Annotated in this window: 16 protein-coding genes and 2 pseudogenes; 15 read left to right on the plus strand and 3 right to left on the minus strand. The window is 41.1% G+C overall.

Features of this window, described 5'->3' with window-relative positions; genetic code table 11:
- The first annotated feature begins 31 nt into the window (after positions 1 to 31).
- The 4 genes from M8E35_RS16245 (at position 32) to M8E35_RS16260 (ending at position 7,682) form a co-directional block, all read left to right on the plus strand.
- Positions 32 to 1,291, plus strand: a complete 1,260-nt coding sequence (locus tag M8E35_RS16245) for an adenosylhomocysteinase (RefSeq protein ID WP_252470264.1) — start codon at positions 32 to 34, stop codon at positions 1,289 to 1,291.
- Between the two features lie 318 nt (positions 1,292 to 1,609).
- A complete protein-coding gene (locus tag M8E35_RS16250) occupies positions 1,610 to 3,946 on the plus strand; it encodes a type IA DNA topoisomerase (protein WP_252470266.1) in 2,337 nt (778 codons plus the stop codon).
- A gap of 35 nt (positions 3,947 to 3,981) precedes the next feature.
- Positions 3,982 to 5,322, plus strand: a complete 1,341-nt coding sequence (locus tag M8E35_RS16255) for an MATE family efflux transporter (RefSeq protein ID WP_309446477.1) — start codon at positions 3,982 to 3,984, stop codon at positions 5,320 to 5,322.
- A 776-nt stretch (positions 5,323 to 6,098) separates the two neighbouring features.
- Positions 6,099 to 7,682, plus strand: a complete 1,584-nt coding sequence (locus M8E35_RS16260) for a BCCT family transporter (protein WP_289710875.1) — start codon at positions 6,099 to 6,101, stop codon at positions 7,680 to 7,682.
- 304 nt (positions 7,683 to 7,986) lie between these two features.
- Here M8E35_RS16260 and M8E35_RS16265 read toward each other — a convergent pair whose 3' ends face one another.
- Positions 7,987 to 8,892: a LysR family transcriptional regulator gene (locus M8E35_RS16265; RefSeq protein ID WP_252470270.1), complete on the minus strand. Its 906-nt coding sequence runs from the start codon at positions 8,890 to 8,892 to the stop codon at positions 7,987 to 7,989.
- 141 nt (positions 8,893 to 9,033) lie between these two features.
- Positions 9,034 to 10,455 carry a sigma-54 interaction domain-containing protein gene (locus tag M8E35_RS16270; protein ID WP_252470271.1) on the minus strand — a complete coding sequence of 474 codons (1,422 nt, stop codon included), beginning with the start codon at positions 10,453 to 10,455 and terminating at the stop codon, positions 9,034 to 9,036.
- 657 nt (positions 10,456 to 11,112) lie between these two features.
- On the opposite strand from M8E35_RS16270, the gene M8E35_RS16275 reads away from it, so the two are divergent.
- The 11 genes and pseudogenes from M8E35_RS16275 to M8E35_RS16325 all read left to right on the plus strand — a co-directional run bounded on the left by M8E35_RS16275 (position 11,113) and on the right by M8E35_RS16325 (position 24,899).
- Complete coding sequence (locus M8E35_RS16275; protein ID WP_252470272.1) at positions 11,113 to 12,537, plus strand: trimethylamine methyltransferase family protein; 1,425 nt, start codon at positions 11,113 to 11,115, stop codon at positions 12,535 to 12,537.
- 160 nt (positions 12,538 to 12,697) lie between these two features.
- The gene (locus M8E35_RS16280; protein ID WP_252470273.1) at positions 12,698 to 13,330 is read left to right on the plus strand and encodes a cobalamin B12-binding domain-containing protein; all 633 of its coding nucleotides are present in this window, start codon (positions 12,698 to 12,700) and stop codon (positions 13,328 to 13,330) included.
- Between the two features lie 56 nt (positions 13,331 to 13,386).
- A pseudogene (mttB, locus tag M8E35_RS16285) lies at positions 13,387 to 14,859 on the plus strand ([trimethylamine--corrinoid protein] Co-methyltransferase).
- A gap of 143 nt (positions 14,860 to 15,002) precedes the next feature.
- Positions 15,003 to 17,051, plus strand: a complete 2,049-nt coding sequence (locus tag M8E35_RS16290) for an alkaline phosphatase family protein (RefSeq protein ID WP_252470274.1) — start codon at positions 15,003 to 15,005, stop codon at positions 17,049 to 17,051.
- Positions 17,052 to 17,289: 238 nt separating this feature from the next.
- On the plus strand, positions 17,290 to 17,616 hold the full coding sequence (locus tag M8E35_RS16295) for a thioredoxin family protein (protein WP_252470336.1): 327 nt from the start codon (positions 17,290 to 17,292) through the stop codon (positions 17,614 to 17,616).
- A 39-nt stretch (positions 17,617 to 17,655) separates the two neighbouring features.
- Positions 17,656 to 18,874 (plus strand): annotated as a pseudogene (trxB, locus tag M8E35_RS16300) (thioredoxin-disulfide reductase).
- 191 nt (positions 18,875 to 19,065) lie between these two features.
- Positions 19,066 to 20,226 (plus strand): DEAD/DEAH box helicase, encoded by a 1,161-nt coding sequence (locus tag M8E35_RS16305; RefSeq protein WP_252470275.1) that lies wholly within the window; start codon positions 19,066 to 19,068, stop codon positions 20,224 to 20,226.
- 77 nt (positions 20,227 to 20,303) lie between these two features.
- Positions 20,304 to 21,131, plus strand: coding sequence for an MBL fold metallo-hydrolase (locus tag M8E35_RS16310; protein ID WP_252470276.1), 828 nt, complete (start codon positions 20,304 to 20,306; stop codon positions 21,129 to 21,131).
- A gap of 52 nt (positions 21,132 to 21,183) precedes the next feature.
- Complete coding sequence (locus M8E35_RS16315) at positions 21,184 to 22,056, plus strand: AAA family ATPase (protein WP_252470277.1); 873 nt, start codon at positions 21,184 to 21,186, stop codon at positions 22,054 to 22,056.
- Positions 22,057 to 22,106: 50 nt separating this feature from the next.
- Positions 22,107 to 23,465, plus strand: a complete 1,359-nt coding sequence (locus tag M8E35_RS16320) for a VWA domain-containing protein (protein WP_252470278.1) — start codon at positions 22,107 to 22,109, stop codon at positions 23,463 to 23,465.
- Between the two features lie 381 nt (positions 23,466 to 23,846).
- Entirely contained in the window at positions 23,847 to 24,899 is a 1,053-nt protein-coding gene (locus M8E35_RS16325) for a M14 family zinc carboxypeptidase (protein WP_252470280.1), read from the plus strand.
- 31 nt (positions 24,900 to 24,930) lie between these two features.
- Here the strand turns inward: M8E35_RS16325 and M8E35_RS16330 are convergent, their stop codons facing one another.
- On the minus strand, positions 24,931 to 25,710 hold the full coding sequence (locus M8E35_RS16330) for an acyl-CoA dehydratase activase (RefSeq protein WP_252470282.1): 780 nt from the start codon (positions 25,708 to 25,710) through the stop codon (positions 24,931 to 24,933).
- Positions 25,711 to 25,748 lie beyond the last annotated feature (38 nt).

The raw sequence follows: 25,748 nt of genomic DNA on the forward strand, positions 1-25,748 counted from the left end.
AACGCGAATCAAGAAAGAAGGTAATCATAGAATGGATTTAAATTATACTATTCGAGATTTATCATTAGCATCAGAAGGACAGCGGAAAATTGATTGGATCATTCCTCGAATGCAAGTGCTTAACAGTATACGTAAGGAATTTGAAAAACAATTGCCTTTTGCAGGAAAGAAAGTTGTAATTTGTTTGCACCTAGAAGCTAAGACTGCTTATCTCGCACAGGTGATTAAAGCTGGAGGGGCAGAGGTGACTGTGGTTGCCAGCAATCCTCTTTCTACTCAAGATGATGTTGTGGCTGCTCTTGTTCAAAGTGGGATCGGGGCCCATGCTTGGTACAATGCGACAGAAGAAGAGTATAATTCTCATCTGCAGTTGGCGCTCGATACCGAACCCGATTTTATCATCGATGATGGGGGAGACTTAGTTTCAACCATCCACACAACTCGTCCTGAACTCCTGCAAAAAGTTAAGGGCGGAGCCGAAGAGACGACAACTGGTGTTTTACGTTTGCATTCTATGGCTCGAGATGGGGTTCTTAAGTTTCCGATGGTAGCCGTCAATGACGCTCAATGCAAGTATTTATTTGACAACAGATATGGTACCGGACAATCCGTTTGGGATGGAATCATGCGCACGACTAATTTGGTAGTGGCTGGTAAAACAGCTGTTGTTGCTGGGTATGGCTGGTGTGGTAAAGGAGTTGCTCTGCGGGCTAAAGGATTAGGAGCGCGAGTAATCATTTGCGAGATTAATCCTATCAAAGCAAACGAGGCTTTGATGGATGGATTCGAAGTAATGCCTATGGTTGAAGCAGCAAAGCACGGAGATTTCTTTATAACAGTTACCGGCAATATGAATGTAATCAATAAGGAGCACTTTGCTGTCATGAAATCTGGAGCGATTATGTGTAATGCAGGACACTTCGATATTGAAGTTAATGTAGCCCAATTAAAAGAAATCTCTGTTTCCGAAAGAACTGCACGAACTAATATTACAGAGTACACCCTTCCTAACGGTCAAAACTTATATGTTCTGGCCGAAGGCCGATTGGTTAACCTGGCTGCCGGCGATGGGCATCCTGCAGAAGTTATGGATATGACATTTGCTTTACAGGCTCTGTCTTTAGAATATATTGCAATGAATTATAAGAAGTTAGAGCCTAAGGTCTATCAAGTAAATACAGAAATAGATGAAAAAGTAGCGATGTTAAAACTTCAATCACTAGGTTTATCGATTGATAAATTAACGGAAGAGCAGGAAGCTTATCTAGGGTCTTGGAGTTCAGAAGCGTGATGTGAGGTATCTAGAATAATAATTTAATATTTTAAAAGTAGTGTTTGCCAAGTCTTATTTAGAGGTGCCTGACCGTAGAGATATGATCAGCACCTTTTGTTTTTTTATTTCTTATATGTTCCACTTTCGATGATAGGGCGGATCAATTGGGTCGGAGATAAAAGCTGCCCCATATATCCTATAAAATGTCTCTGTGTTAAGATATAATAGTTTGAGATTATAATATCTAAAACATGTTGCTCAGTATATGATTTAGACTTCATCATGTTATATCGTAACAAGTTTACAGACAGTTAATGTATAAAGAGAGGCTTAGGAATGGAAAGAACACTTATAGTCGCAGAAAAGCCTTCGCAAGCTCGTGAATACGCTGCAGCACTGGGAGCAAGAGGAAGAGGCGACGGGTACCTGGAAAATGAAAAATATGTGATCACATGGTGCTATGGACACCTTTTAGAGCTAGAGCGTCCTGAAGCATATATGGATTTGGATCAAGTAGGGAAACGCTGGAGTTTAAATCGTTTACCAGTCTTACCCAGTTTGCAGGCCTTTCGTCGGGTGGTTAAACCCGGAGCTGCTAAACAATATGAAGTAATCCAAAATTGGTTAAGGTCTTCGGACATTGGAGAGATTATTTGTGGAACGGATGCTGACCGGGAGGGGCAGTTGCTTTTTCAGGAAGTATGGGATGCCGCTAAGTGTAATAAGCCCTTGTCGAGGCTGTGGATTTCCTCGCTGACAACTGCGGCTATACAAGAAGGATTGAAAAGCCTTCGTTCCGCAGAATCGGTGGCAGGATTGGCAGCTGCAGGAAATGGCCGCGCGCTTGCAGATTGGGATTTCGGAATGAATTTGACAGAAGGGTTTACCGCCTTATTTGGGAGCTTCGATGCTGTAAGGAAAAAACCCAATGTTATTTCTATAGGGAGAGTACAGACCCCGACACTTGCGTTGATTGTCGAGCGAGAATGGGAAATTGAACGCTTCGTTGCTCAGCCGTTCTTTGAAGTCAGGGCTGAATTTTCGAGTGCAAATGGGGAGTATCTCGGTAAATGGTTTGATCCAAGCGAGGACTCAAAACGGATTACAGATTCTCAAGTTGCCGAGAAGATCGTAGCCAGAACTCAAGGAAAACTAGGAAGAATTACTAAAATAGAACAAAAAAACGTACAGGAGCCTGCGCCCCTGCTCTTTGATCTAACCTCGCTGACGATTGCTGCTTCCAAAAAATATGGGTTTAGTGCGGAAAAGGTTCTCCAATTAGCCCAGTCACTCTATGAGAAAAAAGCTATTACTTACCCACGAACTGATTGTGCTTATCTCTCAGAAGACATTGTTCCAAAGTTGCCAGATCATCTTAAAGCGGTACACCAAGAGCCCTATTCGAATTTGGCAGATGAAGCCAGTCTATTAGGTGTGCCTAAAGGTAAACGCGTAATCAATACGATCACTGCCCATCATGCCATCATTCCGACGACTGAAAAAGTCGCCATTCATAAGCTCAATCGTGAAGAACAGAACCTCTATGATTTAGTCGTTCGACGTTTTCTGGCTGTTTGGTTTCCCCCTGCTCAATATCATCAGACGGATGTAGTAACAATGATCGAGGGTGAATCTTTTCGAACCAAAGGCAAGGTATTATTAAGCCTGGGATGGAAGAAAATTTACGACCCAGATGATTTAGAGGATGAGGGTGTCAAAAAAGGCAAGAAGAAGGACAAGCGGGAGCAGACAGAGGATGAGAACGCAACTCTGCCTCCTTTGAGTAAGGGGGAAGATGTGCAGACCAAACGTGTTTTCAGCGAAGAAAAGAGCACAAAACCGCCAAAACGCTTTACCCAAGGAGACCTTCTCAAAGCCATGGAAGGTGCAGGCAAGCAGATTGATGATGAGGTGCTCCGTCAGCAATTGAAAGGGAAAGGGTTAGGTACTGTGGCGACTCGTCCGGCTATTATGGAAAACTTAATTGACAGGGGATACATACTGCAGGATCATAAGGCTTTGAAACCCACAGAAAAAGGGGTCGAACTTATTCGACTGATTAAGGAAAAACTTCCTCAGGCTCAGCTCCTTATTAGTGCGGAAATGACTGGACAAATGGAGTTTGATCTTTCTAAAGTGGAAAAAGGGGAACTAAGCATCGAACAGTATATGACAGAAGTAGAAGATGCAATTGGACGAATTATTAAGGAACTGCGTTCCTTCGAACAACGACACGGTAAAACCCCTTTGGCTCTTGCACCGACGGCACATGCTTCAATAAAGGGTAAAGGAAAAGAGGAGCCAAGAGCAAGAACTGCTCGTAAGAAAGAAAATAAGGTTCGAGAGTCCTCGAAGCAGGTCGATGAAAATAAAGTAACAAACAAGAGTCAAGTGCTAGCATTAGGGAACTGTCCTAAGTGCGGTGCAGAGGTGATCGAAGGCCAGAAGGGGTTTGGGTGTTCGAATTGGAGACAAGGATGTCATTTTGTCCTCTGGAAAACTCCGATCTGTGGTAAGGTGCTTACTCCAAATCAAATCAAAAGCTTGTTGAAGAAGGGGAAGACTCCGTTGATTAAAGGTTTTAAATCGAAATCGGGAAAGTCTTTCTCGGCCTATTTGATCTGGGAAGATCAGTCTGAAGCTAAATTGAAGTTTGAAATTGAGACCTCATGAAACAGACATTTTCGCTCCTGCAAAGGATTAGACAATTGTTCGCAATTTTGTGGCCTATCCTGGTTGCACAAGTTACAATGTTTTCCATGAGTTTTTTTGATACTGTCATGTCTGGACAAGCAAGCACTCCAGATTTGGCGGGAGTCGCAATCGGTTCCAGCGTATGGGTGCCAATAGGTGCTGGTATAGGCGGAATTTTCGTAGCTGTAACTCCAATTGTTGCTCAATTAATTGGGGCGAGGCATAAAAAAGATATAGCTTTCCAAGTAATGCAGGGGATTTATTTAGCATTGTTGATTTCAATTCTAGTTATAGCTGGAGGGGCCTTTGCTTTAGATCCAATTCTTTCGCTCATGGGGTTGGAGGATAACGTACTTCGAATTTCACGCAGTTACTTGTTGGCACTTGCCTGTGGAATTCCGGCACTCTTTGTATATCAAGTTTTGCGGGCATTTATCGATGCGTTGGGGAAAACCAGAGTAACTATGATGATTGCCGTATTGTCATTACCAATTAACGTGTCCCTGAATTATGTTCTTATTTTTGGGAAAATTGGTTTTTCAGCCTTAGGCGGTGTTGGGGCTGGTGTAGCATCGGCACTTACTTATTGGTGTATGTTGCTTATAACCCTGACGATTATCCTGCGTCAGGAATCCTTCACACCCTATCAAGTATTCAGACATTGGTATTGTATATCGCTCAAGGAATGGAAAGAGCAATTAAAGATTGGTCTGCCGATTGGTTTTGCAATTTTCGTAGAGACCAGTATCTTTGCGGTCGTTGCTTTACTGATGAGCACGTTTAATACTGTGACTATTGCCGCTCATCAGGTAGCTATGAATTTCGCTACACTGCTCTATATGGTACCCCTTAGCATTTCCTCGGCATTAACTATTGTGGTGGGGTTTGAAGTTGGGGCTAAGCGTCATAGGGATGCGCGTCAGTACAGCTATCTTGGCATGGGGATGTCCATAGGAATGGCCTGTATTTGTGCCTCAGTTCTTTTGCTCTTTAGTGAACAAGTGGCTTCTTTATATTCTCGAGAAGTTGCAGTTATTCAAATGGCCCAGCATTTTCTGGTTTTTGCCTTATTCTTCCAACTATCTGATGCCATTGCAGCTCCAATCCAGGGAGCGCTGCGGGGCTATAAAGATGTCAATGTTACGTTCCTCATGGCCTGTATCTCCTACTGGGTTATTGGATTACCGTCTGGATACTATATGGCTAGTTATACTACGCTCGGGGCAACGGGTTATTGGATTGGTTTAGTTCTGGGATTGGCTGTGAGTGCTATTGGTTTATTAGGGCGTCTTTTAGTCGTACAGAGCCGACACAAAACCCTAGAAGCTGCCTCTTCAGAGAAAAAAAGGATATAATGTTATCTAAGCATTCTCATTCAATCAGCTTGGGCTCGACGGATCATTGGTTAATGCTCTCAAACAACAAGGAATTGTTGAACCGGCTCCCCTCCTCTTAAGTTTAAATCTTCTTGACTAATAGCAATACTCCGAAAATTAAGTCTTGGTGACTCGTTTAAGTCTTGGTGACTTAAATGAGTCGCCGAGACTTAATAATTTGTGATGGAAAAGTTCTAATCCTTAAATTACTCTGAGTTAAGGATTTTCAAGCGTTTGATAAATAGGGCCTGAAAGTTTGGCATAAGTCCTTGAAATACGTACATAGTCCACTGCTATTAAACTTTCTGAGATAACATATTAATTTATGTGATAATTGGCAAAGAATTTGCAATTAAAGTTGTGGGACAGAAGTTAAGCATTTTATAAAAGGAGGTTTTGATGGTCATTTCAGGGCAATGAAATATTTGAATCAAAGGAGGAATAAAAGTAAAGGATTAACGGTATTATTCTCATTTTTCATGATATATCTTTGTATTTCTTTGCTTGACAAATCATTTTAAACTTTATGCAAGTCTAGTGAGGTAAAAAATAGCTATACTAAGGCCGATAACCTAGGGTTCTTAACGGGCATCAGCATAGGAGGATTGTTTTTCACTGACCTGAAAATACCAAGAAGGTAATAACCAAGGATTTGCTTTCGTAACACATACTATAGATAGACACGTGGAATTTATCAGCTGACGTATCTTCTTAAACCCGGTTCTCAGATTAAATCACAAGAAAGGGTGAAAAACTTGTTACAAGAGAATCTGGAAAAAATACCTAAATCTAAAGGTAAATCTGTTCTTATTAATCCTGTTGTTTTCTGGGGCAGTGCTATTTTATGCGTTGTGTTATATGCCCCAATGCTTATTTTTGGTAAAGAACTGCAACCCTATGTTTCAACCATATTAAAAGCTATAACCTATAAAATGGACTGGTTATGGTTATTATTTGCTTTGGGCTGTGTAGTGTTTTCACTTTGGTTGGCTTTTGGCAGATATGGCAATGTAAAATTGGGCGGAAAAGATGATAAGCCTGAATTCTCAGACTTCAGCTGGATATCGATGATGTTCACTGGCGGTGTCGGAGCAGGTTTAGTTTATTGGTCCATGGCCGAGCCTATTTTTTATCTTAAGTGGCCTCCTTTCTGGGGTGAGGCATTTTCAGCGCAAGCTGCGCAATTCTCTATTGCTTATGGAATATTTCACTGGGGTATTACGGCATGGGCTATCTTTGTACCAGGGGCCATCGCCTTTGCCTACATGCTTCACGTAAGAAAAAAACCCTACTTCTACCCAAGCTATGCTTGCAGGGGAGTATTGGGGGACCGGGTTGATGGATGGCTTGGCAGAGCTATCGATATCTTTGTTGTTATCGGTCTGGTAGGCGGATTAGGAACAACCTTAGGAACGGTTATACCTATGATGGCGGCTGTAAGCGCCGATATGCTGGGTATTGAGAATTCTATGACGGTAAAAGTTGCGGTCACACTGGTGGTTGCAGCGGTATTTACCTATAGCGCTTACTCCGGTTTAAATAGCGGAATTAAAAAGTTATCGGAATTAAATAGTTGGTTATGTATGGGATTATTAGCGTTTGTTATGCTTGTAGGCCCCACCTTATTTATGTTATCCTTTTATGTTGACAGCCTAGGGGTTTTGGCTACTAACTTTTTACGGATGAGTTTATATACAGATCCGATTACCAAATCTGGTTTTCCTCAAGACTGGACAGTATTTTACTGGGCCTGGTGGGCAGCATGGGCCATGTATTTCGGATTATTTGTTGCCAGGATCTCCAAGGGGAGAACGATAAAAAACGTTGTTATAAATATGATGGTTATAACGACAATCGGCTGTTCACTGTTCTTCTTAGTGTTCGGCACCTATGCAGTAGATCTTCAGCTTAATCAAGGGATAGCACTTGATAAGACTATGGTGGAGGCCGGTGCCGGGGCAATGATTAGCCAAGTCTTGCATACCTTACCCTTAACCGGAATAGTGATTCCCTATTTCTTATTTGTAATGCTTATTTTCCAAGCTACTACCATTGATTCCAATGCGTATATTATTTCAATGATTTCTAGCAAAGAGGTTAGGAATGATCAGGAATCTCCCCGCTGGACAAGACTTTTCTGGTGTGCACTCCTTGCTGTGATCGGGGTGGCTATCATGATGGTGGGCGGATTACCCGTAGTTCAGCTTTCATCTGTTGCCACCAGCGTACCCATTATATTTATTATCATTATCTTAGGGATGTCCTTATGCAAGTGGCTTAAGGAGGATTTCGGCCAAGAAACAAAAGTGCAAGTTGTCGATTATCAGGAAGAAGACTAATCATAACAGGGCTGTCGCAGTAAGACCAGCCCGGAAAATAGCAAAAGGCGGCTTCTGCCAGAAGCCGCCTTTTGCCGTCAAATAAATAACGAGGTTGAATAAGTAAAAGTATCCAAAAGAGGATGGCTGATCACGGCCATCCTCTTTTTGGTACTATCAGAAAGTATAAAACTTCGTTATTATACTTTCTAAGCATAAGTGCAACTATGGCAACCGCCTGCGCCTGCGGCTTGGCGCCGGCCAAGTTTTCTTTATAGTGTTCTTTCCACAGATAAAGAGACTTCTTACGTTTTAGTTGCTATTTTTAAATGGGTGCGGCAATTTTACACATGGATTTAAGGGCTTCTATAAATTCTTTTTCTACTTGAGAAACAGCGTATCGGTTCGACCTTATTAAACCAACGGTTATCCCTAGACTAACATCACTAATGGGAATAGGTATTATTTCTCCTGATTGCAAGTATATATCGTTAGTCGACATGAACTTGGGAAAGAAGGATATAGCAATTCCTTGAGAAACGACTCTTTTGATGAGTTCAAAATTACAGAATCTAAACACCACATTTGGTTCGCCGTACTGTTTCAATATACTTGTAATGCCCCCATTATTCTTTGTAAATTCGTCATTATAGGCAACAAAGGGATATTCAAGTGCTTCTTTCAAAGAGACTGATTCTTTTGCAGAGAGAGGAGAATCTTTTCCAGCATATATCAAAAATTCATCTGAGAATAATTCCTCTCTGCAAATGTCTTTTCCTTGGATTTCTTCAGTTAAAAGAACAATCCCAAGATCATTCTTGCCAGATTGGATATTTTGCAGAATAGTTATTGACTCAGCTACTGTCAAGACAATATTAATATTAGGATGCTTATTTTTCAAGAGATATAAAACGTGTGGTATTATCTTGTCACCCATACTAGGTATTATCCCGACCGATAGGCTGCCAGTTAAATCCGAGGTGTTTGCGATCTGTTTAATTTCCTCAACCGTATCCAGAATATAACGTGCTTTTTCAATAATCATCTCACCAATTGCTGTCGGGTAAGCGCCTTGCGTGGTACGTTTGAAAAGTGCTGTCCCTAGTTCGTCTTCAAGTTTGCTAATCGATGAACTGACTGCCGGTTGGGTAATAAAGGCGTGTTCCGCTGCCAGAGTTATAGAGTTGTATTTAGCTACTTCGATTAAAAGGGATAATTGTTCCAATCTCATAAAATACCTCCGCCTGCATACCAAGCTCATTTCTAGAAAAAGTCGGAAGACTTGGCCATCCGTGGCGCACTCTCTAAAGATGCCGCATGCGCTGGTGGCTTGGTCGTAGCCAAGTTTTGGGTATAACTCTTTTAATTGCTTTTAAGTTTCTTGGCTGGTAGTACAGCTTTGTTTATAGTTACGTACAATCCTAGTTACTTTACTCTGGCTGATATTCAAAGTGGTTGCAACTTTATAAGAGCTTCCCAGCATGTTATATAATCTAATTATGATTGCCTCTTCGTCACTTGATTTCTTGAGATTCTTCCAATTCGACAGCTCGTCTTGCAGCATGTTTGCATTTAATGGGACAGATGGTATTTTGAAAATTTTACTGGGTAAATGTTCAGGTAAAATATTTCCTTCCGGAATTGTAACTACCAATCGTTCTGCTAGGTGCTCCATTTCACGAATGTTGCCAGGCCATGAATAATTTTTGAGGATAGTAAGAGTTTGCTTATCGAACTTATGAGAGTATTTATACATTAAATCGTATTTATTTATGAAGAACTGTAATAATGGAATAATATCCTCGGATCTATCCCTTAAGGGGGGAGTATCGATTTCGATAACGCTCAACCTGTAATATAGATCCTCGCGGAACTTACCTTCTTCAATTAATTGAACTAAATTTCGATTTGTTGCTGCAATAATCCGTATGTTAATTTTCTTATGCTCTTTTCCGCCGACGGGAATAAATCTATGCTCCTGAATAAGCTCTAACAACTTTGCTTGAATTCCCAAGGGAATTTCGCCGATTTCGTCAAGAAATAGAGTTCCGCCGTTTGCCAGTTCGACTAAACCAACCTTTCCATACTTGTCTGCTCCTGTGAAAGCACCTCTGCAATAACCGAATAGCTCTGATTCTAAAAGGTGCTCGGGAATAGTAGCACCGTTAATACAAATAAAGGGCCCTTCTTTTCGATCGCTAATTTTATGAATATCCATTGCTAAGACGTTTTTTCCGGTCCCAGATTCCCCTAGGATTAAGACCGTTGAATTTACCAGGGCTACCCTCTGTACAACTTCTAAGCACAACTTCATTTTCTCATCGCGAAAAGAGTATCCTTTAAAATAACTAACTTGCTGGCTTAATTCATCAACTTTGTTCTTATAATGTTTAACGAGTTTTTTAGTTTCATCTAGGTCCTGTTTCAATTGTTCAATTTGAGTGATATCGCGACTGTTCATAACAATGAAGTCAACTTCACCACTCTCATTAATAACTGGAGTAGCAGTCACAACCAGTTTGATTCCAGATCTGGTTTGTTGTTCTACTGTAACAGTTTGTTTGTTTCTAAAAACAATGGGGGCAAGTGCAGGCGAATAGTATCCCTCGTTTAATAAATAGTTAAAGTTTTTCCCAATGATCTCGGAAGGGGCTAAACCATAATGTTTCTTGCATACTTCGTTCACATAGGTAACTATTCCCTTGTTGTTAACAACGAAAATTTCATCAAATGAATTGTCTAATATCATTTTTAATTCTTCTCTATCCAAACTGTTTTCGTTAATATCTACCAATTTCGACAACTCCCTTTTTGCTATGTCATCAAAGCGTAATTAGAAAATAACATGTATTTCATCACTTACTAGTCATTACATAGAGAGTTAGTATAAAAAAGCAAAATTATTTGATGATTAGATTTATTCGTTTAAGATGACGCAAAATCCTGCAACGCTAGAATATATAAGTCAGTCTGACTTAGAATATTCTAGCGTTTCATGCCTGAAACCAAAAAAATGGATATTATTTAGACGATATTGTTTGGAATAATACACTAAATAGAGCTTTAAGCTTTATATTTAACGTCATTATGCTTATGAGAACATTTTTTATGTTTGGCAATTCAAAATCTTATGACGGCATGAAAATTGCATTATAATTTATGTAAGTTCCCTAAGAGTTAAATTGAATAAATTGTTTAAGCCATACCATCGTATGTATCTGAATGAGTGAATCAGTTATCAGTTATCAGTTATCAGAGAATCGGTGGGATATTTGGAACAAGGAATACAGAGAGGTGGTGTAATTACATCTAAACTTGGGAAATTCTTAAGATATTTATAGCAAGTCAAGTTGACTCTGTCTTAAGTCAATTTGACTTAGGGGCTTTAAGGGTCTAAGGCCAATTAATACCTTGAGATTCGCGTTAAGTTATGATAAGAGAGGGTGTAATAATGGCTTTAAAATCAAGGCTGGAAGTATTAACGAAGGATGATTTATTGCGGGTTCATGAAGCAACTTTAAAAATTCTTCGTGAAACAGGTGTAGTATTTCATAGTGAGGAAGCTGTCGAAATCTTCAAGAAAAATGGTGCTAGGGTTGAAAATAAAACAGTTTTTATTTCTCGTGAGATGGTAGATCAAGCCTTAGCAACAGCTCCACGTACTTTCCGCATGCGTGCTCGTAATGAAAAATATTCTATCACCGTTGGTGAAGGTTTTTTAATACAGCCTAATGTAGGTCCGGTTTATATTCAAGACTTGGATAGGGGACGTCGTGAGGCAACTCTTGAGGATTATGCCAATATCCAAAAACTGTGTCAGGCCAGCGATGTGGTTGATCTGGTAGGCACAATCCCAGTTGATCCCAGTGATGTTAACAGCAACGATAAATATTTACTTATGATGTACGAGGCTTTGAAAAACACAGAGAAACCAATTATCGGATTCTGCGCTAATACTCAGCAAGTTCGCGAACAACTGGATATGGTTGAGATTGCTCTGGGTCAACCGGGATTTCTATTAGAGAACCACTGTACAGCAGTTTTAGTAAATTCCTTAAGTCCTTTAGCCTATGCTCCTGATACTTTGGAAACTATGATTGAATATGCCAAGCGCAATCAAGTTATCCTGCTTGCACCTTGTATTATGGCAGGAGTCAGCGGACCAATATCACTATTGGGGACAGCGGTCTTGCAAAATACAGAGACTATCGCGGGATTGGTTTTGGTTCAATTGGTGAATCCTGGTACTCCTTTGGTTTACGCTACTGCTTCCACCTCAGGATATATGAAAGAGGCTACCTACGCTGCGGGATCGCCAGAAGCTATGTTAATCAATACTGCCAGCTTGCAAATGGGCTTGGATTTCTACCACTTGCCAGTGAGAACTATGTCAGGAATCACACATTCTAAGACAGTGGATTGCCAGGCAGGGTATGAAACTATGCAAAGTTTATTGATGGGAATGATGAGCGGAGCTCAGATGTCGGTACAAAGTTTAGGAGTATTAGATGCTATCATGACTACCTCCTATGAGAAGTTCGTAATCGATGAAGAACTAATCAGAAGAGTGAGGCGGATATCTCAGGGGATTGACACCTCGGATGAAGCATTGTCAGTTGATGTTATTCAAGAGGTGGGGCATACTGGGACCTATTTATCCCACATGAGTACCTTCGAAAAATTCCGTTCCCTGTGGACCCCCACAGTTTCGGACTGGGGTAATTACAGTGATTGGAAGGGCTCCGGTTCTGAGGATGTCGTGATTCGTGCTAATCGCAGATATAAACAAATACTGCAAAATGCGCCTGAATCCTTACTCGATACGGCAATCGATAAAGCTTTATTAAATTTTATCGAGAAAGCTAAGGTCCATTAATAGAACTCTCACTGAGGTTACTTCAACTTATGCCCGGCATAAATAGACGGAATTATACAATGAAATCTATTTATAATATTATTTATTTGGTAAGAGTTATTAATTTGTAGTATGAGAAATTGCTGAGGATCTATTTAGTAATCTTAAGGAGGATTATAGGATGAGTGATTTTGATCAATTGGCCGATTATGTATTCAAAGGAAATGCTGCTGCAGTAAAAGACCTAACCCAAAAAATGGTGGATGCTGGTGGCAACCCCATGGAAATTATCTCTAAAGGTTTACTGATTGGTATGGACATTGTTACCCCAAAATTTAAAGCGGGCGAAATGTATGTACCGGAAGTTATGATGTCTGCTAAAGCTCTATCTGAGGGTATGAATATAGTAAAACCGTTGCTGACAGGGGCAGACATTGCTGTAAGCAAAACGATTATCATTGGAACCGTTGCCGGAGACCTCCATGACATTGGCAAGAACTTAGTTGTGATGATTATGGAGAGCGGTGGCTTTAATGTAGTGGATCTGGGTGTTGATGTATCGCCTGAGAAGTTTGTGGCTGCTATTAAAGAGCATAATGCTAAAATCGTCGGTTTATCGGCGCTCTTAACTACAACGATGCTTAATATGAAGGTAACTATTGATCTTATTAAGAAGGAAGGTCTGCGTGACGAAGTTAAAATTCTTGTAGGTGGAGCACCAGTTTCTAAAAGTTTTGCCGATGAAGTTGGAGCTGATGGTTATTGTGCAGATGCCATGGCAGCTAAAGAAATGGCTACCATGTACTTAAACTAATTAGGTTCTAATATTGAGTCGAAAATTTATAGGAAGAATCATAGGAGGTGGAATAATTGAGAAGTGAAGTTCAAGCAGGAGTTTCGAAATTTGAGGGCTTCGGACTCAATATATTTTCGGAGAATGAACTTTATGATATCCACAGTGGAACGTTGGAGGTATTAGAAAAAACCGGAATCAAGGTGGAATCCAAAGAGGCGTTAGAAATTTTTGCGGCAGGGGGAGCTCATGTTGATTTTCAAACTCGCGTAGTCAAGATACCTCCTCACATCGTAGAAGACGCTATTCGCTCTGCTCCTAATACAGTGTTATTAGCTGGGCGAAATCCGAAACACGACATTGTCTTAGGCGGCAAGAGGGTTCATTTCATAAATTTTGGTGAAGGTGTCTCAATCATCGATCCGTATACCAAAGAGTATCGGAAGACTACTAAGCAGGATGTAGCTAATATTTCGCGCTTTTGTGATGCAATGAGTGAAATGGATGCAGTTTTACGTCCGGTGGCTCCTCAGGATGTACCGGCAGAGGCTGCTGTGGTTCATAATGCCGAGGTTATCTTCAATAATACTTCCAAGCATGTATTTATCGGTACTGAAGGTGGAAAAAACTTTAAAAAGGTTCTGAAGATGGCTGCTGCCATAGTCGGTGGAGAAGAAAAGTTGCGGGAAAGACCAATCTTCTCGTGCAATGTTTGCCCGACAAGCCCGTTACAATTAGTAGGCCACTGTACTGAAGTAATTATTGAAGGTGCCCGGGCTGGTATAGCAGTAAACATACTATCAATGGCTATGGCTGGAGCTACCTCTCCAATTACGTTAGCAGGCAGTCTTGTAACACACAATGCTGAAGTTTTAAGTGGCATCGTCTTAAGCCAGCTAACCCGCAAGGGAGCACCAGTTATCTATGGCAGTTCAACGACAATCATGGATCTGCGTTTTGCTACGGCACCGGTTGGATCTCCGGAACTCGGAATGATCAATGCAGGTGTGGCGAAACTTGCCCAGTTTTACTTACTGCCAAGCTGGGTAGCAGGTGGCTAGGTAGATAGCAAACTTCCGGATGCCCAGGCATCTCATGAGTTTACAATTACCGCTATGCTGACAGCGTTGGCAGGGTCCAACCTGATCTATGGTGCGGGTATGTTAGAACTCGGCATTACCTATGACTATGCACAAATGGTAATGGATAATGAGATGGCTAGGATGATTAAAAAGGCTGTTTGTGGTATAAGTGTGTCTGATGAAACTTTAGCGATAGATGTTATTAAGCAGGTAGGAACCGCTGGTAACTTTATTAGCGAAGAGCACACCTTCAAACATATGCGTACACAATCTAAGAGTAATGTTATTGACCGTCGTATGAGGGATGTTTGGCTGGCGGACGGCGGTAAGGATTTTTCGGAAAGGGCCTATGAAGTGGCTAGGTCAATTTTAGAGAACTATAAACCTGAGTACCTGTCTGAAAGTGTTCAAGCTGAATTACGTGCGATAGTAGAAGAAACTGAAAAAGAGTATGGTGTCAATAGTTAAGTTAATGACCGAATAGCTAAATATTAATTATAGTAATGAGGAGAACGAGCTAACTACTTTAGTTCTTCTCATTACTACATAAAGCAATCCCGTAAGAAAATCTCCACTCGGTTCAAACCATCTGAGGAGTTGTGATTTAAATAATGAAAAGAGAAGCATTAACCCAGAAATTATTGGTATTAGGGGTCGACGGGATGGATCCCAAAGTAACCCGGAAGTTCTTGGCCGAAGGAATAATGCCAAACTTACAAAAATTTATAGAAAAAGGCTCGGCAAGAGAAGACTTATCCCACTTAGGTGCCCTGCCAACGATTACACCTGCATGCTGGACGACCTTAGCGACAGGTGCTTATCCTGGAACACACGGTATTACCTGCTTTTGGCGACAGTCCCCAAAGAGCTTGGACGCTGTTGTATATAATATGGATTCCAGAAACTGTGAAGCTGAGCAATTATGGAACGTAACGACTGAAGCCGGCCTTAAAACATTAGTATGGCATTGGCCCGGTTCCGCTTGGCCTCCGACCAGTGACAACCCAAATTTAAACGTTGTTGATGGAACACAGCCGGGTTCTGTTAACATGGGTGTGGCACAACTTGATTGGGAAAAAGTTATCGCTGCTAATGAGGAAATTACAGAATTAATATATGCTCCAAAACTTGAACGTCCTGCCGGTACTGGCTGCATGATTTCCGATCTGAGTGCTATTACTGAAGAAGAAGAAGAACCAGCTACCGATATGATGGAATTATGGTATGGTGAAGCTGCCATGACAGGCAGTGAAATCCGTGAATATATCATGGGACCAGAAAACATGGAAATGGTCATTGAAAGTATTCCTCATTATGATGTAGTCAATTCCCCGTTGAAAAATGCAGAAGGATGGGCAGCTGTACCGGCAGATGCAAAAGAATTTACTATTTTAACGTCTGATGGTATTGTAAGACGACCCACCCTGATTTTAAAGAATTCTGATGGCATCTATGACCGCATAGCAATTTATAAAAATAAGAAGGCAGAGAAGCCAATCGTAGTATTAGAACTCGGGAAAATGGTTTCCGGTATTGTAGATGACATTAATAAAGAGGGTGTATTAAAACCCGCCTGTCGTTCTATGAAACTCCTAGAACTTTCTCCGGATGGAACATCGGTGAAACTTTGGATCAGTAATGCATTGGATATTGCCCAGGATAAATTATGGCATCCAAAAGAATTGTTAAAAGATGTCGTAGAAAATGTTGGACCGGTTCAGCCTGTTAGCTTGGTTGGGGGAGAAGATGCTTACCTGGTTGAGAAGGTTTATGAACCAGCCTGGGATTCGTATTGTCAATGGCAAGCAAAGGCATTAAATCATTTAATTAAAAAACATGAATACCAGGTAGTATTCTCTCATTTGCATAATGTTGACTGTGCAGGTCATATGTTTTGGCATTTAGCTAAAAATCTGGAGCGCTGGAGTTATACTGACCCTGAAGTTAATCAGAACTTTATCCGGAAGTTTTACATTCAGACAGACAAATATTTGGGTGAATTCTTACATCTGTTAGATGAAGGATGGACAATCATGATTCTAGCTGACCATGGTTTACTGGTCGGGGAAGAATTCCCACCACAAATTGGTGAATATGGCGGCATGAATGTACAGGTAATGGAGGAACTCGGTTATACCGTAATGAAAAAGGATGCAAACGGTAAAACTTTGAAAGAAGTAGATTGGGAAAAGACAACAGCTGTTCAGACTCGAAGCAACTATATTTATATTAACTTAAAGGGTCGGGATGCCCATGGCATTGTTGACCCGGCGGACAAATATGAACTGGAAAGAAAAATTATGTCTGACCTGTACTCTTATAGATATAAAGGACAGCGTGTTATAGGGCTTGCAATGCGGAATAAAGACGCTGTTGTATTAGGAACAAACGGTCCGCAATGTGGGGATATCTTCTTCACTGTAGATGAGGGATTTAGCCGTTTACATGGTGATGGGTTATCCACTGTAGAGGGTGCTTTCGATACTTCTGTTTCCCCTATTTTTCTAGCTGCAGGGACAGGAATTAAAGAAAACTTTACAACAGCTAGAACCATTAGACAAGTTGATATTGCACCGACTATTGCAACATTAATAGGTGTAAGAATGCCTGCCCACTGTGAAGGTGGACCAATCTATCAGATTTTAACCGAAGAAATGTAATATAAAAGGCAGGCTAATTCACATAAACTTGATTTCGTGGAATAGCCTGCCTTTATTCTTTTATTGACTCCCGTACTCAATAGCCTGACAAACAACTCGAGATTATCAACGATTTCTATATTCGGCGTGCCAAATCGATTAATATAAAACGGTCGATACAGGAAGTAGCAAATAGATAATCAGGAGCTTGTAAAATAAATGGATGTTTAATATGGACTATTTTAAAGGAGTGGAAGATATGTCCTTAGAACAATTAAATGCTAATAGTTTCGAAAAAATCATCTATGATAATGCAGAATCCTGTCTCGTTATTTTCTCAAGAAAATCCTGTCACGTTTGTAAAGAGGTCGTTCCTGTTTTGGAGGAGCTTCAACTGCAATACCGAGATAGGGTTGGATTCTATTACGTGGATGTAGAAGAAGATAAAAACTTGTCCCAAAGATTCTCCTTAAAAGGAGTTCCTCAGATTCTTTTCTTTAAGGATGGCGAATATCAAGCAAAACTAGCAGGGGCTGTTGACGAAGACAAAGTCATAGATAAAATTGCGGAGGTTCTGGAATCGTAATCACTAAAACATTCTAAAGAGAGGGAGTAATTTAGGAAAATGGGAGATGTGACGTACGATTTAATCATTATCGGTGGGGGCCCCGCAGGGCTCACGGCAGCTATTTATGGGGGAAGAGCGAAGCTGAGAACTTTGGTTATCAACAAAGGAACGGTTGGCGGTTTGGTCAATACTACACGAGAAATTGTCAATTATCCGGGCTATGGCCAAATCAGTGGATCTGATCTTATGAAAGACTTTAAAAAGCATGCCGATTCCTTTGGTGTTGAATTTTCACGAGATGAAGTTGTGAGTGTTAATTTTGCTCAAGAAGATAAAATCATCTGTACGAAAAAAGGTAAAGAATACACTGCCAAGGCGGTTATCGTTGCTTGTGGCAGTGAGCCGAGACTATTAAATATTCCTGGTGAAAAGCGGCTTCAGGGCAGTGGGGTTGCGTATTGTGCAACCTGTGATGCCGAGTTTTTTGAAGGAGAAGACGTTGTTGTCGTTGGCAGCGGAGATCAAGCGATTGAAGAAGGCATGTACATTACCAAGTTTGCTCGCAAAGTCACTGTGATTGTTCTCCATGATGAAGGCGGTTCTCGATTGTAATAAAATAAGTGCGGAAAGGGCCTTCCAAAATGAAAAGATGGAGTTTGTATGGAACTCCACGATTGAAGAAGTCCTGGGTGAGGCTAATGTCGAGGGGGTTAAAATCAAGAACTTAAAAACAGGCCGTTCGACTAAACTTCCTTGCCAGGGCGTATTTTTCTTTGTTGGGATGATTCCTTCGACTCATTTTATTAAGGAAAGTGGCATTGGGATGGACAGAAGAGGATACATTCCCGTTAATGACTTGATGGAAACGGATCTCGAAGGGGTATATGCGGTCGGAGACAATCGGGTTAAATATTTAAGGCAAGTGGTTTCAGCTGCAGGTGATGGGGCAACGGCCGCAGTCGCTGCCGAGCGCTATATTGAGGAACTGAATGCGTTTAGTACGAGTGTATTGAAAAGTGACAAAAAAGTGCTCTTGCTTTTCTTCAATGCCTTAAATAATGAAAGCTTGGAGTTTAGCACTTTATTAGAAGAGGCAAATCAAGAACTGTCGGAACCCTACAAAGTGGTGAAAGTCGATACGGCCACTAAGAAAAATCTTGCCCAAAAGTATGATGTCAAAATCGTGCCTTCAGTTGTTGTATTGGACAGAGGGCAAGAGATCAAGCGATTGGACTATTCGATGGAGAAAGAAAAACTTAACGCTCAATTAAGATAAGACAAATCATTAAAGTAGCTAATGTGCTAATAGATAATGGTTGATATAGAAAATCAAAGGAACCTATCTTGTGGGATGGGTTCCTTTCGAATATGTTAGCAGAAATGAATTTATTATGACGTTTTATTTCTGATATGCCAAGAAAAAGGATATAATGGATTTATACTTTAATTTAGATAGGATGGATTATCATGAATACCTTTAACCAGCTTGGGCTCGACGAATCTTTGGTAAATGCCCTTAAACTGCAAGGAATTGTTGAACCAACTGCGATCCAAGAACAAGCGATACCCTTTATTTTAACTGGAAAAGATGTATTGGGTCAGTCAGAAACAGGCACGGGTAAAACGTTGGCTTATCTGCTCCCGATTTTTCAGAAAATCGATATTTTAAAGCGAGAAACTCAAGCGATGATTCTCACACCGACACATGAGCTGGCTATTCAGATTCAACGTGAAATGGAAACTTTGTCAAAAAACTCTGGTCTGGATATCACGTCAACTGCTATCATCGGGAACGTGAATATAGCGCGCCAGATAGAAAAGTTAAAACAAAAACCACACATTATTGTGGGTTCCAGTGGTAGAATTCTAGAGTTAATCCAGAAGAAAAAAATTGTCGCTCAAACTATTAAAACAATAGTGCTCGATGAGGCTGATCGTTTACTTGATGAAAATAATGCCCATCATGTTAAGTCTGTGATCAAAACAACCTTAAGCAGAACTCAACTCTTGTTATTTTCAGCGACATTACCCCCAACGACTTATCAACGGGCTTCTGAATTATTAAAGACTCCTGAGGTGATTAGGGTAACAGATAAAATAATGATCGCTCCTACTGTTGAGCATATGTTCTTCTTAGCAGAACAGCGAGATAAAGTTGAAGTTCTTAGGAAGCTGATTCGGATTATTATTCCGACTCGAGCTTTAATTTTCATTAATAAAAGTGAAGAGATCGAAAAAATGGTGGAAAAACTTAATTTTCATGGTTTGGATGCAGAAGGAATATACGGAGGAGCAAATAAGATCGAGCGAAAAAAGGCGATGGATGATTTTAGAAGTGGAAAAAGCACTTTGCTGGTGGCTTCAGACCTTGCTTCGAGAGGATTGGACATCAAAGGGATTACCCATGTCTTTAACCTTGACCTGCCGGAAGATCCCCAGCTTTATCTGCATCGGGTCGGTAGAACGGGAAGAGCAGGTAATAGGGGAGTTGCTATTTCCATTGCCAACGCAAAAGAAGTTTCATACTTGCGAAGACTGGAAACTTCGTTTGAGATTAAGTTTAGTCCTAAAGAAATGCTCCAAGGGAAAATTGTCGATGTAAGGAAGAAATTACAGAAGAAAGGGTAAGGGGGAAATCTCATATTGCTCTTTTTTTCACTGATAGTATAATTAAGTAAAACCTGGAGGAAATGGGGTTTTCTTGTATGGCAGTCCATATACTGACCCGTCACATAGGACAGGATAAACAAGAAGTAAGAATCTTCAACAGTATAGTACGCATGTTTGGTACCACGCTCAATGTTTATGCTTACATAGTTGACGGTATGCTCATTGATAGTGGTCCCCATAAACTCCGAAGGGGAATTTTAGATTTTTGTCTACAAAATCAACCTGATAAAATTGTTCACACCCATTTTCACGAAGATCATACCGGAAATACAGCATATCTAGTAGAAAAACTCCAAGTTCCCGCTTATGTTCATCCTGAATCTTTGGGTATTTGCCGTCAGAAAGGGGATATACCCTTCTATCGTTTAGCTTTTTGGGGGCATAGAATGGGCTTCCAAGCAGAGCCATTGCCTGACTTTATTGAAAATGAACATTCTCGTTTTGAAGTGATTCAAACTCCTGGGCATACGACAGATCATGTTGTATTTTTGGACAGGGAGCTAGGCAGGTTGTTTAGCGGAGACCTTTTTCTTCACCAAAAGACTCGGGTTGTTCGTCGAAAAGAGAACATACCCCTACTCATGGAATCCTTGCGCACATTGTTGAAGGAAAGTTTTGAAACAATATATTGTTCTCATGGAGGAGAGATTAAACAAGGATATCGCTTAGTTGAGCAAAAGCTGGCTTACCTTGAAGAATTGCAAGACCAAATTTTGAACCTTTCTCAGAAGGGGCTGGATATTAAAGCAATCGTCAAGAGAATCTTTCCACAAACGCCTGCTATTGCCTATTTCAGTCTCGGAGAATTTTCTTCTTACAACTTGGTCCGTTCGCTTATTGAAGATAAAGGTACCAGAACGTAAGAGACCGACTTTGTAAAGTGCCTTGGGGAGAGATGGAGGGAGATTTGAGATTATGAAGACATCGCCCTTGGACTTAGCGCATGAACTTGAAAAAGAAGGCTATCTTATCGGTGAAGAAGCAGCGACAACCTTATTCCTTGCTTTGGCCTTGGAAAAACCTTGTCTTATTGAAGGTCCGGCGGGGGTTGGCAAGACACAGTTGGCTTTAGCACTCGCCCGGGCGGAAAAACGAAGACTGATAAGGCTGCAGTGTTATGAAGGCCTGGACATAAGTAAGGCATTATATGATTGGAATTATGCCAAACAGCTATTGCGCTTGCAACTTGCCAAGACAGAAGATTGGGATGAGATAAAATTTGATCTTTACTCGGAAGAGTTTTTGCTTTCCAGGCCTCTCTTGGAAGCAATTCTTTCGCCCGAACCAGTTCTGTTGCTGATTGATGAATTAGATAAAAGTGACGAGGAGTTTGAAAGCTTTCTCTTGGAGTTACTCGCTGAACAACAGGTTTCAATTCCTGAACTGGGAACTCTTACTTCAAAAACTAAACCTATTGTAATCTTAACCAGCAACAATTCACGAGACTTTAGTGATGCCCTAAGACGTCGTTGTATCCATATCTATCTGACCTATCCTTCCTTAGAGCGAGAAATATCTATTCTAAGTTCGCATGCTCCCGAGCTATCTAGGGGGTTATCTAAGGACGTTTGTGAGTTTGTTGCCAAGATAAGAAAGTTGCCTTTGCAGAAGCTTCCGAGTGTTTCTGAAACCATCGATTTTGCGCGTGCGCTGAATGCTCTCCAAAAAGCAGAATTGAACTATGGAGACCTAATGGGAACACTCAGCGTGTTGCTGAAATATCCAAAAGATGTTGCTAAGCTGGAAGAGCGTCTTAAAAAATGGGAAACCGAAGCACTGCGATCCTGAGAGTAATCGGTTTTAACCCCGGCATAATGGAGCAGTAAGGGATGGAGACTATGGACGGATGGGTTTTTATCAGGTTGGTTCACGCTCTCAGGCAGGTTTCTTTGCCGATTTCCTCGCAGGATATTCTTGACGCTCAAACTTGTCTGGTTCGATATCCTGACATACCATGTAAACAGATATTGAAATCGCTTTTAATTCATCGCCCCCAAGATGCGGGCATATTTGAGACGGTTTGGAAAATCGCTGTTGAAAACGCTGAGTCCCCTGAAATGAACGATTCGCTGGATGCAACCTACAAAAAGAATATTGAAGAAAACAGAGACAGTCAAGGAATTGGAGGCCAAGGAGCAGGGCGTGGATCAGGAGGAATCAGCCTGACTGCAATTGGAGATATTCTTGATCATTGTCACATTTCTAAATTGATTCCATTTTCACGGCTTGAAGAGTTAGCAAGCAGTGGGGCAGAGTATGAAGAGGTTGTTAAAACTGTTTTGGCAGATATTGACTATTATACGTGGATTAATTCCTTTGATTTAGCTTATCAGCGAGGTACTCTTTCTGAGGACGAATGGTATACCCATCAAAACAATCGGGCTTTTATCCTGCGTGAAATTCAGCAACAGGTAGTGATGATCCAAGTTAAACTTGAAAATAGCTGGAAACCCCTTGTGCAGCAACACTGGTTGTTCAAGGCGTTAAGTTCATTATCTGAAGAAGAAAAAGAACTCGTGAAGACAAGTATTCGAAAATGGGCTCGAAAATTAGCCTTGCGACCAGGCTCTCGTTGGAAATCTTATAACAAAGGCACCATTGATATAGGGAGAATTGTACAGCAAAGCGTTCAGTGGGAGGGGGTGCTTTTCCATTTGTGCTACCGGCGTAAAGTTCCCCGTGCTCCCGAACTGGTGGTGCTTTGCGATGTCTCGAATTCCATGGCCTCATTTGTAGAATTTTTAATTCATCTGGTGACGTGTCTTAGGGCTCGTTTTCGAAAAATACGGGTATTCTTTTTTATCGATTCAGTCTGGGATGTTAGTGAGTTTGTTTGGGATGATGATCTTAGCGGAGTGAAACAAGAGATTAAAAGCTGGGGGCATAAAGCAAGTTCGGGGTTTTCAGATTATGGAGCGGTATTTAAAGAACTCGCTGAGAACATACTTAGAGAAGTGTCATCACGAGCTATTCTCATCATACTGGGAGATGGTAAAAACAACTATCGTCCGGCGCAGCCGGAATATTTTGCCCAGATTTCGGAAAAGGTGCGTAAGGTGTTTTGGTTGAATCCTTTAGAGGTAATGGAATGGTCTGAGCCTGATAATGTTATGAAAGTATATCAAAATAATTGCTCAAAGGTCTATCGGTGCCGAACGGCCAGCGATTTACAGAGAATTGTTAAGGATGTTTTCTAAGAGAGTTGCTCAGATCTCCCGGATATCAATTGTTCAATGGTTAGATTTTTAGATCTTGATTTAGATAAGAGCTACAAAATTAAAAAGCTACAAAGTAAAAAAGTTAAAAAGTTATAAGCCAGTTGCTTTGATGTGAAGCGACTGGCTTATTTACTTTACATACGTCCGTGCATCTGAGCGCACTGCATATGTGGAAATCATCTATGAACATCGCCTCATCATGGAGAAGTGGTTATAATGAGCTAAAATTAATACTGCAAGTCAGGGTGCTGACACGAAGTTGCGGAGTCGGGTATATACTGCTTATAAGTCAAAAATAAATATTTTTCCATAGTTACATACAGGGTAATTATTCAATATTCAGGAGGTGTCAATGAGCCAGTGATAAAACATACAGTAAGAAAAGGGGAAACACTTTTTATTATTGCTCAGAAGTATGGAATAAGCCTTAGCTCGCTGCTCGCTGCTAACCCAAATATAAAAAACCCTTCCTTGATTAGACCAGGGCAGGTGGTAAATGTCCCAAAGGCAGCGCCCCAGAGAACCATCGTTATTCCCAGAGAGAGCTACGGTTATAATGAAATGGTTAGTGACCTTGAGACACTTAGAGAAAGCTATCCTTTCATTAAGGTAGATTCCATTGGAACTACGGTTATGGGCCGTTCAATTCCAGTTGTAAGGATAGGGCAAGGGAAAAAAGAAGTCCATTATAATGGATCTTTTCATGCCAATGAGTGGATTACAACTTTGTTATTGATGAAATTTGTTGAAGTCTATGCTAAAGCTTACGTTTCAGGGAAAAAAATTGGAACCTTTAATATCAAAAGCCTATTTGACAGTGTTTCCTTGTGGGTTGTTCCTATGGTCAATCCTGATGGAGTGCAACTGGTACAGGGGAAAATCGATACGAATTCTTCAACCTTTGCAAACGCACTGCGGATCAATCGTGGATCACGAGATTTCAGTGGTTGGAAGGCCAACATTCGAGGGGTAGATTTAAATGATCAGTTTCCGGCCTACTGGGAGACTGAAGTGTCCAGACGAGCATCTTCTGGCCCGTCTCCCCGGGATTATACAGGGACGGCACCTCTCTCCGAGCCGGAAGCTAGAGCGATGGCGGAGTTTACAAGGGCCCATAACTTTCGCTTGGTGAGTGCTTTTCATACTCAGGGAGAGGAGATTTATTGGGGGTACAGGGGGTTTGAACCCAATGAATCACAACAGATCGTGAATCGGTTCATAGAAGTTAGCGGATACGAAGCAGTACGGTATGTGGAAAGTGACGCAGGGTATAAGGATTGGTTTATTCAAGAATGGAGACGACCTGGCTTTACAGTCGAATGTGGTCACGGAATTAATCCTCTGCCGATATCTCAGTTTTGGGAGATATGGGGCAAGGTAATTGGGATATTCTTAATGGGTATGTATGTATAAAATTTGAGCGTTTTCTCTTTGAACAAGTTTACTATTTGCTGATCTCCCTGGCCAGTAAAGCTGCGCCCAACGCGGCTGTAATAACAGGTTCTTGAAATACGAGAAGGGGGTAGCCCAGCTGCTTGGTTAGGGCATTAACCACGCCTCGATTGAGGGCTACTCCGCCCGTAAACACAATATCCGTTTCCAATCCGGTTCGCCGAGTCATAGAGGCTACTCGGCTGGCTACCGAATCACAAACCCCCGCTAAAATATCTGATTTCAATGCTCCTGCGGATACCTGGGAAATAATTTCGGATTCAGCGAAAACAGTACAAAACGAGGAAATCTTTGTGGGGTTTTCAGAGGATGAAACCAATTCCCCAATCTCATGCCATTCTATTTCCAGAGCCGTGGCCATCACTTCTAAGAACCTACCTGTACCTGCAGCGCATTTGTCATTCATTGTAAAGTCTGCGACTTTGCCATTTGGAAATAATTTAATTACTTTGCTATCTTGCCCCCCTATATCGATAATGGTTCGAGAACTTGGAAAAAGATGACTAATTCCTTTAGCTTGACAGGTAATTTCAGACAGTTCCCGATCAGAGGGGAAGGTGACTCGGCCATAACCGGTTGCAACCGTGGCAGTGACCTGCTTAATAGTTAAACCGAAATCAGCGAGAAGTTGCTCTTCAAGGCGTATGGCGACTTCACGCCCATGATAGCCTGCGCGGATTTTTGCCTGTCCGAGAATTTCTAAATCATTGTTTATTAGAACCACTTTTACAGTAAGAGATCCAATATCTACTCCGACATAGTAGTTTGACATGAACAGTCCTCCTTATTCGATTCACGGTACGATCAGAC

Origin of the sequence: Desulfosporosinus nitroreducens (genome assembly GCF_023897015.1) — a bacterium.
Classification (GTDB): Bacteria; Bacillota; Desulfitobacteriia; order Desulfitobacteriales; family Desulfitobacteriaceae; genus Desulfosporosinus; species Desulfosporosinus nitroreducens.

Excerpts from the sequence above, each read along its gene's own strand:
- M8E35_RS16275 (WP_252470272.1), top strand. The coding sequence starts at position 11,113 with ATGGCTTTAAAATCAAGGCTGGAAGTATTAACGAAGGATGATTTATTG.
- M8E35_RS16265 (WP_252470270.1), bottom strand. The coding sequence starts at position 8,892 with ATGAGATTGGAACAATTATCCCTTTTAATCGAAGTAGCTAAATACAAC.
- M8E35_RS16295 (WP_252470336.1), top strand. The coding sequence starts at position 17,290 with ATGTCCTTAGAACAATTAAATGCTAATAGTTTCGAAAAAATCATCTAT.
- M8E35_RS16315 (WP_252470277.1), top strand. The coding sequence starts at position 21,184 with ATGAAGACATCGCCCTTGGACTTAGCGCATGAACTTGAAAAAGAAGGC.
- M8E35_RS16320 (WP_252470278.1), top strand. The coding sequence starts at position 22,107 with ATGGACGGATGGGTTTTTATCAGGTTGGTTCACGCTCTCAGGCAGGTT.
- M8E35_RS16330 (WP_252470282.1), bottom strand. The coding sequence starts at position 25,710 with ATGTCAAACTACTATGTCGGAGTAGATATTGGATCTCTTACTGTAAAA.
- M8E35_RS16250 (WP_252470266.1), top strand. The coding sequence starts at position 1,610 with ATGGAAAGAACACTTATAGTCGCAGAAAAGCCTTCGCAAGCTCGTGAA.
- M8E35_RS16280 (WP_252470273.1), top strand. The coding sequence starts at position 12,698 with ATGAGTGATTTTGATCAATTGGCCGATTATGTATTCAAAGGAAATGCT.
- M8E35_RS16245 (WP_252470264.1), top strand. The coding sequence starts at position 32 with ATGGATTTAAATTATACTATTCGAGATTTATCATTAGCATCAGAAGGA.
- M8E35_RS16305 (WP_252470275.1), top strand. The coding sequence starts at position 19,066 with ATGAATACCTTTAACCAGCTTGGGCTCGACGAATCTTTGGTAAATGCC.
- M8E35_RS16290 (WP_252470274.1), top strand. The coding sequence starts at position 15,003 with ATGAAAAGAGAAGCATTAACCCAGAAATTATTGGTATTAGGGGTCGAC.
- M8E35_RS16310 (WP_252470276.1), top strand. The coding sequence starts at position 20,304 with ATGGCAGTCCATATACTGACCCGTCACATAGGACAGGATAAACAAGAA.